The organism is Paracoccus endophyticus (assembly GCF_003286075.1).
GTDB lineage: Bacteria > Pseudomonadota > Alphaproteobacteria > Rhodobacterales > Rhodobacteraceae > Paracoccus > Paracoccus endophyticus.
The window spans coordinates 356,224-372,217 of sequence record NZ_QLUV01000001.1; the positions used below are offsets into that span (position 1 = coordinate 356,224).

Genomic DNA, 15,994 nt, shown 5'->3' on the forward strand with positions numbered 1-15,994 from the left:
ATCAGCTGGTGAAGGGCATGTTGAAGTGCTTCAACAGCGCCTTGGCTTCGGCGTCGGTCTTCGCCGTGGTCGCGATGATGATGTCCATCCCGAGAACCTCGTCGACCTTGTCGAAGTTGACCTCCGGGAACACGATGTGCTCCTTGAGGCCCATCGCGTAGTTGCCGCGCCCGTCGAAGGACGAGCCCTTGACGCCGCGGAAGTCGCGGACGCGAGGCAGAGCCACGTTGATCAGGCGGTCGAGGAACTCGTACATGCGGTCGCCGCGCAGCGTCACCTTGCAGCCCAGCGGCATCTCCTCGCGCACGCGGAAGCCGGCGATCGACTTCTTGGCGTGGGTGATGACGGCCTTCTGGCCGGCGATCAGGGACAGCTCCTCGGAGGCCTGCTTGACCTTCTTGGTGTCCTTGACCGCTTCGCCGACGCCCATGTTCAGGACGATCTTGTCCAGGCGCGGGATCTGCATGTCGTTCTTGTAGCTGAACTCTTCCTTCAGCGCCGCGCGGATGCGGTCGCGGAACTCGGCCTTCAGACGCGGGGTATAGGTCGCTTGATCCAGCATCAGATCACGTCTCCCGTGGTCTTGGCGAAACGCACCTTCTGGTCGCCTTCCATGCGGAAACCGACGCGAGTCGCCTTGCCGTTCTTGTCCATCAGCGCCAGGTTCGACAGGTCGATCGGCATGTTCTTGGGAACGCGCCCGCCCTGGCTGGTCTGCGACTGCCGGGTGTGACGCAGCGCGATGTTCACGCCGTCCACGATGGCCTTGTTGACCTTGGGCATGACCTGGGTGATCTCACCGGTCTTGCCCTTGTCCTTGCCGGTCAGCACGACAACCGTGTCGCCCTTTTTCAGCTTGGCGGCCATCACAGCACCTCCGGCGCAAGCGAGATGATCTTCATGAAGTTCTTGGCGCGCAGCTCGCGCACGACCGGCCCGAAGATGCGGGTGCCGACCGGCTCGCCCTGGTTGTTCAGGATGACGGCGGCGTTCGCGTCGAAACGGATCGAGGTGCCGTCCTCGCGCTTCACTTCCTTGGCGGTGCGCACGACGACGGCCTTGCGGACGTCGCCCTTCTTCACGCGGCCGCGCGGAATGGCTTCCTTGACGGAGACGACGATGATGTCGCCCACCGACGCATAGCGCCGGTGCGATCCGCCCAGAACCTTGATGCACTGCACCCGGCGTGCGCCGGAGTTGTCAGCGACATCCAGATTGGTCTGCATCTGGATCATGGTATGCTCCCGACCTTTGGGGACCGGTTGCAGTCCCGGCCCCAGGGTTTCGATATGTCACGACCGGGCCACCGACTGCGGCCCGGTCAGGGTCTTGGTGTCAGGCTTCGGCCTGCAGCGCGGTCTCGTCGGTCAGGACGGTCCAGCGCTTGGTCTTGGAAATCGGCGCGCATTCGATGATGCGGACCGAATCGCCGACCTTGAAGGCGTTGTTGACATCGTGCGCCCGATATTTCTTGGACGAGCGGACGATCTTGTGCAGCACCGGATGCTTGAAGCGGCGCTCGACCAGGACCGTGACGGTCTGTTCGTTCTTGTCGCTGGTGACCTTGCCCTGAAGAATGCGTTTCGGCATGGCGGCCCCCTCAGTTCGACTGCGCCGCGGACGCGGCTTGCTGGTTGATCACGGTCTTGACCCGCGCGACGTCCCGGCGCACGGCGCGCATGCGGGCGGTCGATTCCATCTGGCCGGTGGCCTGCTGGAAGCGCAGGTTGAACGCTTCCTTCTTCAGCGCGACCAGCTGCTCGCGCAGCTGCTCGGGCGTCTTGTCTTTCAGTTCCTGCGCTTTCATGGCGCGTTCCTTTCAACATCACCGGAGAGCCCCAGTCGCCTGGGCCACCCTGATTCCCGGTGGAGTTCGAGATGAAGGACGTCCCATACAGGGGGCGGGCCGGCATGGCAAGGGAAAACCCGGCCCCGCAGGTCCATGGAAAAGGCCCCGCCGTTGCCGGCGGGGCCTGATGCAGGCGGGTCGTTCGCGCGACCTTACCAGTCTTCGCGGTGCACGATGCGGGTCAGGACCGGCAGCTTCATCGCGCCGAGGCGCAGCGCCTCGCGGGCGATCTCGTCGTCCACGCCGTCGATCTCGAACATGATGCGGCCGGGATGGACGCGGGCGGCCCAGAAATCGACCGAGCCCTTGCCCTTGCCCATCCGCACCTCGGTCGGCTTGCCGGTGACCGGCAGGTCCGGGAAGATCCGGATCCAGACGCGGCCCTGGCGCTTCATGTGGCGGGTGATCGCGCGGCGGGCCGCCTCGATCTGCCGCGCGGTGACGCGCTCGGGTTCGGTCGCCTTCAGCGCGAAGCTGCCAAAGTTCAGGTTGAACCCGCCCTTGGCCTCGCCGTGGATGCGGCCCTTGTGCTGTTTGCGGAACTTGGTCCGTTTCGGTTGCAGCATTTCCCTGACTCCTTAGCGCGCGTCGCGGTCGCGGCGCGGGGCGCGCGGCGACGGACCGTCCTGCGCCTCGCTGGCGCGGCGATCATGGGCCTGCGGATCATGTTCCATGATCTCGCCCTTGAAGATCCACACCTTGACGCCGATGATCCCGTAGGGGGTCTTGGCCTCCGACAGGGCATAGTCCATGTCGGCGCGCAGCGTGTGCAGCGGCACCCGCCCCTCGCGGTACCATTCGGTCCGCGCGATCTCGGCGCCGCCCAGGCGGCCGGCGACGTTCACGCGGATCCCCAGCGCGCCCATCCGCATGGCGTTCTGCACCGCGCGCTTCATCGCGCGGCGGAACGACACCCGACGCTCGAGCTGCTGGGCGATCGACTCGGCCACCAGCTGCGCGTCCATTTCCGGCTTGCGGACCTCGACGATGTTCAGGTGCAGCTCGCTGTCGGTGAAGTTCGCCAGCTTCTTGCGCAGGGTCTCGATCTCGGCGCCCTTGCGGCCGATGATGACGCCCGGACGGGCGGCATGGATCGTCACCCGGCACTTCTTGTGCGGACGCTCGATGATCACGCGGCTGACGCCGGCCTGCTTGGCTTCCTCGTGGATGAACTCGCGGATCTTCAGATCCTCGAGCAGCAGGTTGCCATAGTCCTTGGTGTCGGCGAACCAGCGGCTGTCCCAGGTGCGGTTGACCTGCAGGCGCATCCCGATGGGGTTGACCTTCTGTCCCATTACGCGAGCTCCTCGGCAGCAGCTTCAGGGGTGGTGGTGGCCTCAGTCTGGCGGTTCGACGCGGTCCGCCGGGTCGCCGCGGCCTTCTTGGCGGCATCGGCGGCGGCGACGTCGATCTCGCGCACCTTGATCGTGATCTCCGAGAACGGCTTCATGATCTTGCCGAACCGGCCGCGGGCACGCGGACGGCCACGCTTCAGCACCAGGTTCTTGCCGACCCACGCCTCGGCGACGACCAGGCTGTCGACGTCCAGGTTGTGGTTGTTCTCGGCGTTCGCGATCGCGGACTGCAGGCACTTCTTGACGTCGCCGGCGATGCGGCGCTTGGAAAACGTCAGGTCGGCCAGAGCCTTGTCCACCTTCTTGCCGCGGATCATCGCGGCCACCAGGTTCAGCTTCTGCGGCGAGGTGCGAAGCATCTTGGTCTTCGCCATCGCTTCGTTCTCCGCCACGCGGCGCGGATTTTGTTCCTTACCCATGGGGATTACTTCCTTTTCGCTTTCTTGTCGGCGGCGTGACCGTAATAGGTCCGGGTCGGCGAGTACTCGCCGAACTTCTGCCCGATCATCTCCTCGGTCACGTTGACCGGGATGTGCTTGTGGCCATTGTAGACGCCAAAGGTCAGGCCGACGAACTGCGGCAGGATGGTCGAGCGGCGCGACCAGATCTTGATGACGTCCGAGCGGCCCGAGTCGCGTGCCTTTTCCGCCTTGCGCAGGACATAGGCGTCGACGAAGGGGCCCTTCCAGATAGAACGTGCCATGGATTAACGCCCCTTCTTCTTGGCGTGGCGCGACCGCAGGATGTACTTGTCGGTCGACTTGTTCGAACGGGTCTTGTTGCCCTTGGTGCCCTTGCCCCAGGGCGTGACCGGATGACGGCCGCCCGAGGTCCGGCCTTCGCCGCCACCGTGCGGGTGGTCGATGGGGTTCATCGCGACACCGCGGACGGTCGGACGAACGCCCATGTGCCGCTTGCGGCCGGCCTTGCCGAGGTTCTGGTTGGAATGGTCGGGGTTCGACACGGCGCCGATGGTCGCCATGCATTCCTGACGCACCAGACGCAGCTCGCCCGAGGACAGGCGGATCTGCGCATAGCCGCCGTCACGGCCGACGAACTGGGCATAGGTGCCCGCGGACCGCGCCAGCTGGCCGCCCTTGCCGGGCTTCAGCTCGACGTTGTGGACGATCGTGCCGATCGGCATGCCGCTGAACGGCATCGCGTTGCCCGGCTTGATGTCGGCCTTTTTCGCCGCGACGACCTTGTCGCCCACGGCCAGGCGCTGCGGCGCCAGGATATAGGCCTGCTCGCCGTCCTCGTACCTGACCAGCGCGATGAAGGCCGTGCGGTTGGGATCGTATTCGATCCGCTCGACGACTGCCGTCACGTCGAACTTCGTCCGGCGGAAATCGACGATGCGGTAGAGCCGCTTGGCCCCGCCGCCCTTGTGCCACATGGTGATGCGTCCGGTATTGTTCCGGCCGCCCGTCTTGATCAGACCCTGGGTCAGGGTCTTGACGGGGCGGCCTTTCCAAAGCTCCGAACGGTCGATCAGTACCAGCCCGCGCTGGCCAGGCGTCGTCGGTTTGTACGACTTGAGTGCCATGGTTTCTGTCTTCCGTTGCCTTGGACCGATGGTCCGTTTCAGTCAAAAGGACCGGCGGCCCCGTCGCAGGGGCCGCCGGTGTGTCGCGCGCTCAGAGGCCGGTGTTCACGTCGATGCTGTTGCCAGCCTCGAGCATCACATAGGCCTTCTTCACGTCGTTGCGGACGCCGGGACGGCCGCGGAACTTCTTGACCTTGCCCTTGGTCACGACGGTGTTGACCGCCTTGACCTTGACCCCGAACAGCGCCTCGACGGCGGTCCTGATCTCGGGCTTGGTGGCCGACATCGCCACCTCGAAGGTGACGGCGTTGGCCAGCTCGTTCGCCATCGTCGCCTTTTCGGTGATGATCGGCTTGCGGATCACGTCATAGTGCTCCGGCTTGGCAGTGGTGGTGGTCTGGGCGCTCATTTCAGGCGGGCCTCCAGGGCTTCGACACCCGCGCGCGTGATCACCAGCGTGTCGCGCTTGAGGATGTCATAGACGTTGGCGCCCATCGAGGGCAGCACATCGACGCCGTCCAGGTTGCGGGCGGCGCGGGCGAAGTTCTCGTTCACGTCGGCGCCGTCGATGACCAGCACGCGCTTCCAGCCCTGTTCCTTGACCGCACGCGCCAGCACCGCGGTCTTGGCGTCCGCCAGGTCCAGGTTGTCCAGCACGACCAGTTCGCCCCGCGCGGCCTTGGCCGACAGCGCGTGCTTGAGGCCCAGCGCGCGGACCTTCTTGGGCAGGTCGAACGCATGGCTGCGCGAAACCGGACCCTTGTAGGTGCCGCCCTTGCGGAAGATCGGCGCCTTGCGGGACCCGTGGCGTGCGCCGCCGGTGCCCTTCTGGCGATAGATCTTCTTGGTCGAGTAGCTGACATCGGACCGGCCCAGGGTCGAGTGGGTGCCGGCCTGCGCCTTGGCGCGCTGCCAGCGCACCACGCGCTGCAGGATGTCGGCCCGCGGCTCCAGCCCGAAGATGTCGTCGGCCAGCTCGATGTCCCCGGCCTTGCCCGAGGCGAGCGAAATCACGTCGAGTTTCATTTGCTCTCGTCTCCGTCAGAGGCCGTGGCTTCACCCTCGGCGGCGATCGACGCATTGGCCTCGGCCAGCGCGGCGTCCTGCGCGGCCGCCTCGGCCTGCGCCGCGGCCAGACGCGCGGCTTCTTCCTCGGCAGCGGCCTGGGCCGCGGCTTCGTCCGCCAGGCGCTTGGCCTCGCGTTCGGCCGAGCGCAGCGCGGCGGGATAGATCACGTTCTCGGGCGTGGCCTTCTTGACCGCGTCCTTGATCGTCACCCAGCCGCCCTTGGACCCGGGAACCGAGCCCTTGACCATGATCAGGCCGCGCTCGCTGTCGGTGCGCACGACCTGCAGGTTCTGGGTGGTGACGCGCACCGCCCCCATGTGGCCGGCCATCTTCTTGCCCTTGAACACCTTGCCCGGGTCCTGGCACTGGCCCGTCGAGCCGTGCGAGCGGTGGCTGACCGACACGCCGTGCGAGGCGCGCAGGCCGCCGAAGTTGTGCCGCTTCATCGCGCCGGCAAAGCCCTTGCCGATCGAGGTGCCGGCGATGTCGACGAACTGCCCCGCGAAGTAATGCGCGGCGATGATTTCCTCGCCCACCGGGATCAGGTTGTCTTCAGACACGCGGAATTCCGCGATCTTGCGCTTGGGGGCCACGTTCGCCTTGGCGAAATGGCCGCGCATCGGGGCCGACACGCGCTTGGCCTTGGCCTCGCCCGCGCCAAGCTGAACGGCGACATAGCCGTCGCGGTCGGTGGTGCGCTGCGCGACGACCTGAAGGTTGTCGATCTGCAGCACGGTGACGGGCACCTGGCGCCCGTCGTCCAGGAACAGCCGGGTCATGCCCAGCTTCTTGGCGATGATACCTGTCCGCATGATCGCCCCCTCAGACCTTGATCTCGACGTCCACGCCGGCGGCGAGGTCGAGCTTCATCAGGGCGTCCACGGTCTGCGGCGTGGGATCGACGATGTCCAGCAGACGCTTGTGCGTGCGGATCTCCCACTGGTCGCGGGATTTCTTGTCGATGTGCGGGCCGCGCAGGACGGTGAATTTCTCGATCTTGTTCGGCAGCGGAATCGGGCCGCGCACCTGCGCGCCGGTCCGCTTGGCGGTGTTGACGATTTCCAGCGTGCTGGCATCCAGCACGCGGTAATCGAACGCCTTGAGCCGGATACGAATGGTCTGGCTTTGCATCAAAGCATCCCTCGGTCGGGGATTTCAGTCGAGAGGCTGACCGCGCACCACGCGAGGCCAGCGTCGGACCCTATAGAAAAACTGCAAGGCCGCCCCTGTGGCGGGCGGCCTGCGCAGGTACAGCCGATTCTGTGTGTCCGGCAGCGATGGGGGCTTATGCCGGGCAGGCGCGGTCCTGTCAAGCTATCCTGGGGCTTCCCTGTTGCGCCGTGCTGCCTCTCTGCTCTGTTTTGAAAAGCCGTGACGCAAACGCTGCAAACCATCCCACTCCGTCGGCTCGGGTAGCCGCAAGCGCGGATCCGATAGCCCCAGTTGCCGCAATGTGTAGCCGTGCTTGCCGAAGTTGCAAAGGCCGCAGGCGATGACGACGTTTTCGGCATTGGAGCGCCCGCCGTGACTGTGCGGCACGACATGGTCATATTGCAGCCATAAAGCGGCAAAGCCCGCGTGCTGACGCCGCAGGTCGCGGCTGTCCCACGGAACGGCGTCAGGATAAAGCGCGTGCGCAATCTTGCGGATTGTCGCGTCGATCACGGGCAGGCCGCAGTACCTGCATCTATAGCCGTCACGGGCGAGAACTTCGGTGCGCACGGCGGCCGCAATGCCGCGATCGCGGTCGCGCTGCTCTTTGGGAACCACGCAGCTGTCGCCCGCCGGCGCGGCATCGACGACATTCTTCTCGACGTCATACCAGCAAGGATTGAGCCAGAAGAACACGGCCAGAGTGTCCGCTGCCCGAAATCTGCGCCGGGCTTTGTCGGGGTCACCGGCAAGATGCGCGTCCACCGCGGCGGCAAGGTTGTCGCGTGCTGCGAAGACTGCCGGAACCGGATCCTTGATGCAGGTTTTCATGCATGTCCGCAGTGTTCCAATTCCGCCGCAAGTCAATCCGGAACACAGCCGTCGTGCAATGCGAAGCGCGTGTTCATCAATTGGAAGTGCCGCTGATCACGGCGCAGGGCCCTATCTTCCTGCCTCACGCAAAAGGCCCGCCCCTCTGCGGGACGGGCCTTGTGGTTTGAGTCAATCGGGGGTGCACCCCACTCTACGGGCCTCGTCGAGCGGGGCCGAAACCCCGCCCCCGCCCCTTGCCTCACTCGAGGATCTTGGACACCACGCCTGCGCCGACGGTGCGGCCGCCCTCGCGGATGGCGAAGCGCAGCTTCTCCTCCATCGCGATCGGCGCGATCAGTTCGACCTCGAACTTCAGGTTGTCGCCCGGCATCACCATCTCGGTGCCCTCGGGCAGCTTGACGGTGCCGGTCACGTCCGTCGTGCGGAAGTAGAACTGCGGCCGGTAGTTGGCGAAGAACGGCGTGTGGCGCCCGCCCTCCTCCTTGGTCAGGATATAGGCCTCGGCCTCGAACTTGGTGTGCGGCTTGACCGACTTGGGCTTGCACAGCACCTGCCCGCGCTCGACCCCGTCGCGGTCGATGCCGCGCAGCAGCACGCCCACGTTGTCGCCCGCCTCGCCCCGGTCCAGCAGCTTGCGGAACATCTCGACGCCCGTGCAGGTCGTCTTCTTGGTGTCGCGAATGCCCACGATCTCAAGCTCGTCGCCCACGTTCACCGCGCCGCGCTCGATCCGCCCCGTCACCACCGTGCCGCGGCCGGAAATCGAGAACACGTCCTCGATCGGCAGCAGGAACGGCTGGTCGATCGCCCGCTCGGGCGTCGGGATGTAGGCGTCCACCGCCGCGATCAGCGCCCGGATCGAGTTCTCGCCGATCTCGGGATCGCGGCCTTCCAGCGCCGCCAGCGCCGAGCCCTTGACGATCGGGATGTCGTCGCCGGGATAGTCGTAGGACGACAGAAGCTCGCGCACCTCCATCTCGACCAGCTCCAGCAGCTCCTCGTCGTCGACCTGGTCGACCTTGTTGAGGTAGACGACCATGTAGGGAATGCCCACCTGGCGGCCCAGCAGGATGTGCTCGCGCGTCTGCGGCATCGGGCCGTCGGCCGCGTTCACCACCAGGATCGCGCCGTCCATCTGCGCCGCGCCCGTGATCATGTTCTTCACGTAGTCGGCGTGGCCGGGGCAATCCACGTGCGCGTAGTGGCGCGCCTCCGATTCGTATTCCACATGCGCCGTCGAGATCGTGATCCCGCGCGCCCGCTCCTCGGGCGCCCCGTCGATCTGGTCGTAGGCCTTGAACTCGCCAAAGTACTTCGTGATCGCCGCCGTCAGCGTCGTCTTGCCGTGGTCAACGTGACCAATCGTCCCGATGTTGACGTGCGGTTTCGTCCGTTCGAATTTTGCCTTTGCCATCGCAAAGCTCCTTTGTCGTCACGGTGCGTGCCAGCACGCACCCTACAGGGTGGGTAGGGTGCGGGGTTTCCCCCGCACCGCCGATCAGGCGTATTTCTTCTGGATCTCGTCCGAGATGTTCTGCGGCACGGCCTCGTAATGGTCGAACTGCATCGTGAACACCGCGCGGCCCGACGACATGGAGCGCAGGTTGTTGATGTAGCCGAACATGTTGGCCAGGGGCACCATCGCGTCGATGACATTGGCGTTGCCGCGGCTGTCCTGCCCGCGGACCATGCCGCGCCGGCTGGTCAGGTCGCCGATGATCGAGCCCGTGTATTCCTCGGGCGTGACCACCTCGACCTTCATGATCGGCTCCAGCAGCTTGGCGCCGGCCTTCTTCAGACCCTCGCGCATCGCCGCACGGGACGCGATCTCGAACGCCAGCACCGACGAGTCGACGTCGTGATAGGCGCCGTCCACCAGCGCGACCTTGAAGTCGATCACCGGGAAGCCGGCCAGCGGACCCGAGTCCATCACCGACTTGATCCCCTTCTCGACGCCCGGGATGTATTCCTTGGGCACCGCGCCGCCGACGATCTTGGATTCGAACGAATAGCCCTCGCCCGGCTCGGTCGGGGTGATGATCAGCTTGATGCGGGCGAACTGGCCCGTGCCGCCGGTCTGCTTCTTGTGGGTATAGTCGATCTCGGCCTGCTGGCTGATCGTCTCGCGATACGCCACCTGCGGCGCGCCGATGTTCGCCTCGACCTTGAACTCGCGCTTCATGCGATCGACCAGGATGTCGAGGTGAAGCTCGCCCATGCCCTTCATGATCGTCTGGCCCGACTCCAGGTCGGTCTCGACGCGGAAGGACGGGTCCTCGGCGGACAGGCGCTGAAGGGCGATGCCCATCTTTTCCTGGTCGGCCTTGGACTTCGGCTCGACGGCGATCTCGATCACCGGCTCGGGGAAGGTCATGGTCTCAAGGACCACCGGCTTGGCCGGGTCGCACAGCGTATCGCCCGTGGTGGTGTCCTTCAGCCCCGCCAGCGCGATGATGTCGCCCGCGAAGGCCTCGTCGATTTCCTCGCGGTTGATGGCGTGCATCATCATCATGCGGCCGACGCGCTCGCGCTTGCCCTTGGTCGAGTTCATCATCTGGTCGCCCTTCTTCAGCGCGCCCGAGTAGATGCGCGTGAAGGTCAGCGAGCCGACGAAGGGGTCGTTCATGATCTTGAACGCCAGCGCCGAGAAGGCTTCGGAATCGTCCGCACGGCGGATGATGTTGCGCGTCTCGGTCTCGTCATCGGGCGAGAAGCCCATCAGGTCCGGCACGTCCAGCGGCGACGGCAGGAAGTCGATGACCGCGTTCAGCAGCGGCTGGACGCCCTTGTTCTTGAACGACGACCCGGCGGTGACCGGGAAGAACGTCAGCGACAGCGTGCCCTTGCGGATCAGGCCGCGCAGGGTCTCCTCGTCGGGCTCCTCGCCCTCGAGATACGCCTCCATCGCGGTGTCGTCCATCTCGACGGCCAGCTCGATCATCTTGCCGCGCCATTCGTCGGCCAGATCCCTGAGCTCGTCGCGGATCGGCTGGCGAACCCAGCTTGCGCCCAGGTCCTCGCCCTTCCAGACCCATTCTTCCATCTTGATCAGGTCGATGATGCCTTCCAGCTTGTCCTCGGCGCCGATCGGCAAGGCGATCGGGCAGGGGGTGCCGCCGGTGCGCGACTTGATCATCTCGACGCACTTGAAGAAGTCGGCGCCGATCTTGTCCATCTTGTTGACGAACACGATGCGCGGCACCTTGTAGCGGTCGGCCTGGCGCCAGACGGTTTCCGTCTGCGGCTCGACGCCGGCGTTGGCGTCCAGCAGACAGATCGCGCCGTCCAGAACCGCCAGCGACCGCTCGACCTCGATGGTGAAGTCCACGTGGCCGGGCGTGTCGATGATGTTGAAGCGGTACTTGGTCTGGTTCGTGCCTTCGGTGGTCGGATCCTCCTGGCGCTGCCAGAAGGTGGTGGTCGCGGCGGAGGTGATGGTGATGCCGCGTTCCTGTTCCTGCTCCATCCAGTCCATGGTCGCGGCGCCGTCATGCACCTCGCCCAGCTTGTGCGACTTGCCGGTATAGAACAGGATCCGTTCCGTCGTCGTGGTCTTGCCCGCGTCGATGTGGGCCATGATCCCGAAGTTGCGGTAGTGGTCGAGTGCGTAATCGCGCGCCATGATCAATCCTTACCAGCGATAATGGCTGAACGCCTTGTTGGCGTCGGCCATCTTGTGGGTGTCTTCGCGCTTTTTCACGGCAGTGCCGCGGCCGTTGACGGCATCGGCCAGCTCGCCAGCCAGACGCTCTTCCATGGTGTTCTCGTTGCGCTTCTTGGACGCGTCGATCAGCCAGCGGATCGCCAGCGCCTCGCGGCGCACGGGGCGCACCTCGACGGGAACCTGATAGGTCGCACCGCCGACGCGGCGCGAACGAACCTCGACCGACGGCTTGACGTTGTCCAGGGCCTCGTGGAACACCTCGATCGGCTCGCGCTTCAGCCGGCCCTGAACCCGGTCGAGCGCGTTGTAGACGATCGTCTCGGCGACGGACTTCTTGCCGTCAACCATCAGGTTGTTCATGAATTTGGTCAGCACGCGATCGCCATACTTGGCGTCGGGCAGAACTTCGCGCTTTTCAGCGGCGTGACGACGGGACATTGTTCAAACCCTCACTTCGGACGCTTGGCGCCGTATTTCGAACGACGCTGACGACGATCTTTGACGCCCTGGGTATCCAGAACACCGCGCAGGATGTGATAGCGGACGCCGGGAAGGTCCTTGACCCGGCCGCCGCGGATCAGCACGACGCTGTGTTCCTGCAGGTTGTGCTTTTCGCCGGGGATATAGCTGATGACCTCGAACCCGTTGGTCAGCCGCACCTTGGCGACCTTCCGCATGGCCGAGTTCGGCTTTTTCGGCGTGGTGGTGTAGACGCGCGTGCAGACGCCGCGCTTTTGCGGGCAGGACTGCAGGTGCTGCGATTTGGATCGCTGCACTTTCGGCTGCCGCGGCTTGCGGATCAGCTGTTGGATCGTCGGCATTCGGTTCCCCGTCTTGCTTTGCGATACTCGCACCCGGGCCTTGGTGCGCCACTTCTCGACAGCGTTCGCGCCCATCGCGAAACGCCAAACCCATCCAACCCCATCAAAGGGCAGGACGGGTTGAATTCCCAAGGATCGGGGCAAGGCTCGGCCCGGATCGTGACCCTGAAGGTTCTGGGCCCCGGACGGTTTCCCGGCGGGTGTCGGCGCGTATAGGCAGAATCGCGCCGCCTGTCAACGCCACGCCCCCGGCCCCGCGCCGCGCTGCCGCCGCACGCCCCTGCCCGTCCGTCAGCGGCCCCAGTTCGGGCGGGCCGCGCCGGGCAGGGCGGCCTGCCGCGCCGCCGCGTCCAGCGCAGGCAGGTCGATGCGGAACCGGCGGCGCAGCAGGCCGGCCATGTCGCCCGGCGGCTGCGCCCAGGGATAGTTCGGCCCCAGCGCGCCGGAATCGTTATCGTGGTGGACGACGCGCACGAACATCGCCCGGTCGTGCAGTCCCACGCCGTTCATATAGGTCCCCATCCGCCAGTGTTCAAAGTCGATGGCCGATTCGGCGGCGTCGGGGCGCACATAGGTCAGCAGCGCGACGCCCGTGTTGTGGACATGGCGCGGCAGCGCGGCCACGCCGGTTTCGGTCGCCTTCAGGATGATGCCCTTCATGTAGTCGCAGGACACCCGCCCGTCGCGATTGAACAGGGGCCGCACCAGCCGCAGGTCGCGCCGCGCCGTGGCGATGAAATCGACCGACACCGCGTCGTCGTCATCGTGCTTGAAATAGCCGATCGCGTCGGCCGAGGCGTCCACGTGCGGCCGCGTGGCGCGGTTGCAGGCGGCGCGGTGATGCTCCAGCGGCGGCACCAGCGCAATGCGGATCTGCGGCATATGCGCGGCGACGGCGTGCAGGCGCGACAGATACGGCTCGGGCAGGTCCGGGCCGGTCATCACGACCAGCGTGAAATCGGGATCGGTCTGCGCCTGCCACGCGGGCAGCGCCACGCGTTCGAACCAGAACCAGCGCCGGGCCAGCCGCTCGGCGTCGTACAGAAAGGCGCGCCGTTCCGCGAGGGAGGCGTGGTCCACCTGAAAGCCGCGCCCGCCCAGATAGGAAAACCGGCACAGGCCCAGGAACTGCACGCGGGTCATGGCCGCTGCGCGCGCAGCCGCGCCTCGCGCAGGATGGAATAGATGCCCGCCCCCACGACCAGCGCGGCCCCGATCCAGGTCCAGCGGTCCGGCCATTCGCCGAACACCACCATCCCCAGCACGATGGCCCACAGCAGCGAGGTATAGCGGAACGGTGACACGAACCCCACGTCCCCCACCCGCATCGCCGCCACCGCGGTCAGATAGCCCACCGTCAGGAAGGTCACCGACAGGCCCAGCGCCGCCGTCTCGGCCGCGGTCGGCCAGCGCCAGCCGGTCTCGGCCGGCATCAGCGGCGCGCCCAGCGTCACGATCAGCGCCGCATAAAAGGCGATGGTCCCCGACCGCATCGCGGGGCTGAACCCGCGGGTCGCCATCTCGCGCACGACGATCAGCAGGACCGAGGCCAGCGCGACCAGCGACCACACGGTGAAGGCCGAGGTGCCGGGCCGCAGGATGATCAGCACGCCGGCCAGGCCCACCGCCACCGCCGTCAGCCGCCGCCAGCCCAGCCGCTCGCGAAAGACCAGCGCGGCGGCCAGCATCAGCAGCAGGGGCAGCGATTGCAGGATCGACGAGATGTCGCCCAGCGCCAGATGCTGCAGCGCCATCAGATACAGCAGCGTCGAGGAGATTTCGGCCGCGCAGCGCAGCGCCAGCAGCCGGCGGTCGCGCCGGGCGGCGGGCCACCAGTCCACTCCGCCCTCGCGCCGCGCCATCAGCCACAGGATCGCAGTGACCATCACCCCGCGCAGGGTCACCGTCTCAGCCAGCGACAGCGTCTGGGTGACGTATTTCATGGTGGCGTCGTTGCACAGGAACGCGGCCATCGACAGCATCATCAGCCCGGCGCCGCGCAGGTTCTCGGCCCCCGAGCTTTCCGCGGGCGCAGCGCGGGTGGCGCGCCCGCGTGAGAGAGAGGGCGCAGGCTGCGTCGCAGGCAGGGGACGGGTGGGCATGGCGGTCCGGGCTACGGGGGGCCGCCCAGCCTTACGGCGCGCCGCCGCCGAAGGGAAGCGGCGCGCGCAAGGCGGCCGCGGGTGTCAGGACCATGACCCGCGGTGCGCTGGGGTCCGGGTCAGGCGTTGTCGCTGCCGCGGCCGGCCACACGCTCCTCAGGGTCGGGCCGCTCGTCGGCCAGCTTCTCACGCCCGACCGATCCGGCCTCGCCCGCGCCGGGACCATGGTTGGCGACGTGCTGGTGGCCCTGTTCGTTCTGGACATGGCGCGAATCGAGGCCCCGCTGGTCCGAATGGCGCGAGGTGTCGCGGTTCGACAGGATCTCGGTGGTCAGCACGGTGTCGCTTTCGGCCGGGGCCATGCCGCCCGAGCCGTCGCCCTTGCCCTGATCCTGCTGACCGGCGCCGAACTTTTTGCTGCTTGCGTTCGCCATGGGCTTTCCCCTGCCTGGGTCCGCGCGTGCGCGGAGGTTCGCAGGCCCAACGATCCGCGCGGCGGGGACGTTCCCGCCCCCTGCGCGGCGGCGGCGCGTCAGCCCAGGAAGTCGCCGATCAGCCGGGCCACGTCCTGCGGGCGTTCGGCGGGGGCGAGGTGGCCCACCTGCGCCAGGATCTCGGCCCATCCCCTGCGCACGCTCCGGGCGATGTCGTGCTGCAACGCCGGCGGGGTGGCCACGTCGGCCTCGCCCCCGATAACCAGCACCGGGGCGGCGATCTCGCCCAGCCGGTCACGCAGGTCGAACCGCGCCAGCGCACCGCAGACCTGCCGATAGCCCGCGTCCTGCGCGGCGCAGAGCGAGTCGAGCAGCGCCGTGGCCGTGGCGGGGTCGCGGTCCAGGAACCCCGGCGCGAACCAGCGGTCCGCCGACGTCTCGCGCAGGGCGCCGACGCCCTGACCCGCGACCAGCGCGGCGCGGTCCCTCCAGCCCTGCGGCTCACCAACCTTGGCCGCCGAGTTCAGGATCACGGCGCTTGCGATGCGATCCGGTGCATCCACCAGCAGTTGCAGGCCGATGCAGCCCCCGACCGAGACCCCGGCATAGTGGAACGCCGCGCCCGGATCGCCGCGCCCGGCCTGCACCGCGTCGGCGGCCGCAAGGACGCCGCGCGCAAGATCGGCCATGTCGATGTCGCCGTCCGCGACCGGCGAGCGGCCGTGGCCGGGCAGATCGACGCCCACCACGTCGAGCCGGTCGGCCAGCCGCCGCGCCGCGTCCGCCCACAACGCCTGCACCGAGGTGCCGAGCGACGGCCCGACGACCAGCAGGGGCCGCGCGGCCCCGTCGGTGGATCGGTCGCCCAGGCGGGTGGTGACAAGCGTGGGGGTCATCGGATGTCCTTTCCTGCGGTCCGCCCTGGGCGGTCCTGTCGGGGATGGGTCAGCGTCGGCCATGGCGCGCGCGTGTTCAAGGTGGCGCGGCGGCCGCGCGCGGCAGATCACCGGCGGCCCAACGCGGGGTCGGCGGCGGCCGACAGGGCCTCTGTCTGGTCAGCCCTGACCGCCTGCGCCCCGGACCCGGCGCGCCTGCAAGGCCCGCCCGCCACGCAGGCGCAGACACGCTGCGCTGCTGCCCGTGTTGGACATGAAAAGGCCCAGCGCAGC

Annotated in this window: 22 protein-coding genes and 1 pseudogene; all 23 read right to left on the minus strand. The window is 67.1% G+C overall.

Going from position 1 to position 15,994, the window contains the following annotated elements:
• Position 1: 1 nt before the first annotated feature.
• Complete coding sequence (gene rplE, locus DPQ23_RS01740) at positions 2 to 562, minus strand: 50S ribosomal protein L5 (protein ID WP_112872937.1); 561 nt, start codon at positions 560 to 562, stop codon at positions 2 to 4.
• Positions 562 to 867, minus strand: coding sequence for a 50S ribosomal protein L24 (rplX, locus tag DPQ23_RS01745; protein WP_112872938.1), 306 nt, complete (start codon positions 865 to 867; stop codon positions 562 to 564). The genes rplE and rplX overlap by 1 nt, the downstream gene beginning before the upstream one ends.
• A complete protein-coding gene (gene rplN, locus DPQ23_RS01750; RefSeq protein ID WP_036717337.1) occupies positions 867 to 1,235 on the minus strand; it encodes a 50S ribosomal protein L14 in 369 nt (122 codons plus the stop codon). Before rplN ends, rplX begins: the two co-directional genes overlap by 1 nt.
• A 100-nt stretch (positions 1,236 to 1,335) precedes the next feature.
• Positions 1,336 to 1,590, minus strand: coding sequence for a 30S ribosomal protein S17 (rpsQ, locus tag DPQ23_RS01755; RefSeq protein ID WP_112872939.1), 255 nt, complete (start codon positions 1,588 to 1,590; stop codon positions 1,336 to 1,338).
• A gap of 10 nt (positions 1,591 to 1,600) precedes the next feature.
• A complete protein-coding gene (rpmC, locus tag DPQ23_RS01760; protein WP_112872940.1) occupies positions 1,601 to 1,807 on the minus strand; it encodes a 50S ribosomal protein L29 in 207 nt (68 codons plus the stop codon).
• A 194-nt stretch (positions 1,808 to 2,001) separates the two neighbouring features.
• Entirely contained in the window at positions 2,002 to 2,415 is a 414-nt protein-coding gene (gene rplP / locus DPQ23_RS01765) for a 50S ribosomal protein L16 (protein ID WP_112872941.1), read from the minus strand.
• Positions 2,416 to 2,427: 12 nt separating this feature from the next.
• Positions 2,428 to 3,144: a 30S ribosomal protein S3 gene (rpsC, locus tag DPQ23_RS01770; protein WP_112872942.1), complete on the minus strand. Its 717-nt coding sequence runs from the start codon at positions 3,142 to 3,144 to the stop codon at positions 2,428 to 2,430.
• Positions 3,145 to 3,245: 101 nt separating this feature from the next.
• Positions 3,246 to 3,623 (minus strand): annotated as a pseudogene (gene rplV / locus DPQ23_RS01775) (50S ribosomal protein L22); the annotation flags it as partial.
• A gap of 5 nt (positions 3,624 to 3,628) precedes the next feature.
• Complete coding sequence (gene rpsS / locus DPQ23_RS01780) at positions 3,629 to 3,907, minus strand: 30S ribosomal protein S19 (protein WP_112872944.1); 279 nt, start codon at positions 3,905 to 3,907, stop codon at positions 3,629 to 3,631.
• A 3-nt stretch (positions 3,908 to 3,910) separates the two neighbouring features.
• On the minus strand, positions 3,911 to 4,750 hold the full coding sequence (gene rplB, locus DPQ23_RS01785) for a 50S ribosomal protein L2 (protein WP_112872945.1): 840 nt from the start codon (positions 4,748 to 4,750) through the stop codon (positions 3,911 to 3,913).
• Positions 4,751 to 4,841: 91 nt separating this feature from the next.
• On the minus strand, positions 4,842 to 5,159 hold the full coding sequence (locus DPQ23_RS01790) for a 50S ribosomal protein L23 (protein ID WP_112872946.1): 318 nt from the start codon (positions 5,157 to 5,159) through the stop codon (positions 4,842 to 4,844).
• Positions 5,156 to 5,776, minus strand: coding sequence for a 50S ribosomal protein L4 (rplD, locus tag DPQ23_RS01795; protein WP_112872947.1), 621 nt, complete (start codon positions 5,774 to 5,776; stop codon positions 5,156 to 5,158). Before rplD ends, DPQ23_RS01790 begins: the two co-directional genes overlap by 4 nt.
• Positions 5,773 to 6,633: a 50S ribosomal protein L3 gene (gene rplC / locus DPQ23_RS01800; protein WP_112872948.1), complete on the minus strand. Its 861-nt coding sequence runs from the start codon at positions 6,631 to 6,633 to the stop codon at positions 5,773 to 5,775. Before rplC ends, rplD begins: the two co-directional genes overlap by 4 nt.
• Before the next feature lie 7 nt (positions 6,634 to 6,640).
• Complete coding sequence (gene rpsJ / locus DPQ23_RS01805; RefSeq protein ID WP_036704922.1) at positions 6,641 to 6,949, minus strand: 30S ribosomal protein S10; 309 nt, start codon at positions 6,947 to 6,949, stop codon at positions 6,641 to 6,643.
• Between the two features lie 183 nt (positions 6,950 to 7,132).
• Complete coding sequence (locus tag DPQ23_RS01810) at positions 7,133 to 7,801, minus strand: HNH endonuclease (RefSeq protein WP_112872949.1); 669 nt, start codon at positions 7,799 to 7,801, stop codon at positions 7,133 to 7,135.
• A gap of 241 nt (positions 7,802 to 8,042) precedes the next feature.
• On the minus strand, positions 8,043 to 9,218 hold the full coding sequence (gene tuf, locus DPQ23_RS01815; protein WP_112872950.1) for an elongation factor Tu: 1,176 nt from the start codon (positions 9,216 to 9,218) through the stop codon (positions 8,043 to 8,045).
• Between the two features lie 84 nt (positions 9,219 to 9,302).
• Positions 9,303 to 11,426 carry an elongation factor G gene (gene fusA, locus DPQ23_RS01820; protein WP_112872951.1) on the minus strand — a complete coding sequence of 708 codons (2,124 nt, stop codon included), beginning with the start codon at positions 11,424 to 11,426 and terminating at the stop codon, positions 9,303 to 9,305.
• A 9-nt stretch (positions 11,427 to 11,435) separates the two neighbouring features.
• Positions 11,436 to 11,906, minus strand: coding sequence for a 30S ribosomal protein S7 (gene rpsG, locus DPQ23_RS01825; RefSeq protein ID WP_112872952.1), 471 nt, complete (start codon positions 11,904 to 11,906; stop codon positions 11,436 to 11,438).
• A gap of 11 nt (positions 11,907 to 11,917) precedes the next feature.
• Entirely contained in the window at positions 11,918 to 12,289 is a 372-nt protein-coding gene (rpsL, locus tag DPQ23_RS01830) for a 30S ribosomal protein S12 (protein ID WP_010399029.1), read from the minus strand.
• Between the two features lie 291 nt (positions 12,290 to 12,580).
• A complete protein-coding gene (locus DPQ23_RS01835) occupies positions 12,581 to 13,432 on the minus strand; it encodes a glycosyltransferase (protein WP_112872953.1) in 852 nt (283 codons plus the stop codon).
• The gene (locus DPQ23_RS01840; protein ID WP_240602296.1) at positions 13,429 to 14,391 is read right to left on the minus strand and encodes a DMT family transporter; all 963 of its coding nucleotides are present in this window, start codon (positions 14,389 to 14,391) and stop codon (positions 13,429 to 13,431) included. The genes DPQ23_RS01835 and DPQ23_RS01840 overlap by 4 nt, the downstream gene beginning before the upstream one ends.
• A 119-nt stretch (positions 14,392 to 14,510) precedes the next feature.
• Positions 14,511 to 14,825 (minus strand): hypothetical protein, encoded by a 315-nt coding sequence (locus DPQ23_RS15690; protein ID WP_205961398.1) that lies wholly within the window; start codon positions 14,823 to 14,825, stop codon positions 14,511 to 14,513.
• A gap of 98 nt (positions 14,826 to 14,923) precedes the next feature.
• Positions 14,924 to 15,721 carry an alpha/beta fold hydrolase gene (locus tag DPQ23_RS01850; RefSeq protein ID WP_112872955.1) on the minus strand — a complete coding sequence of 266 codons (798 nt, stop codon included), beginning with the start codon at positions 15,719 to 15,721 and terminating at the stop codon, positions 14,924 to 14,926.
• Positions 15,722 to 15,994 lie beyond the last annotated feature (273 nt).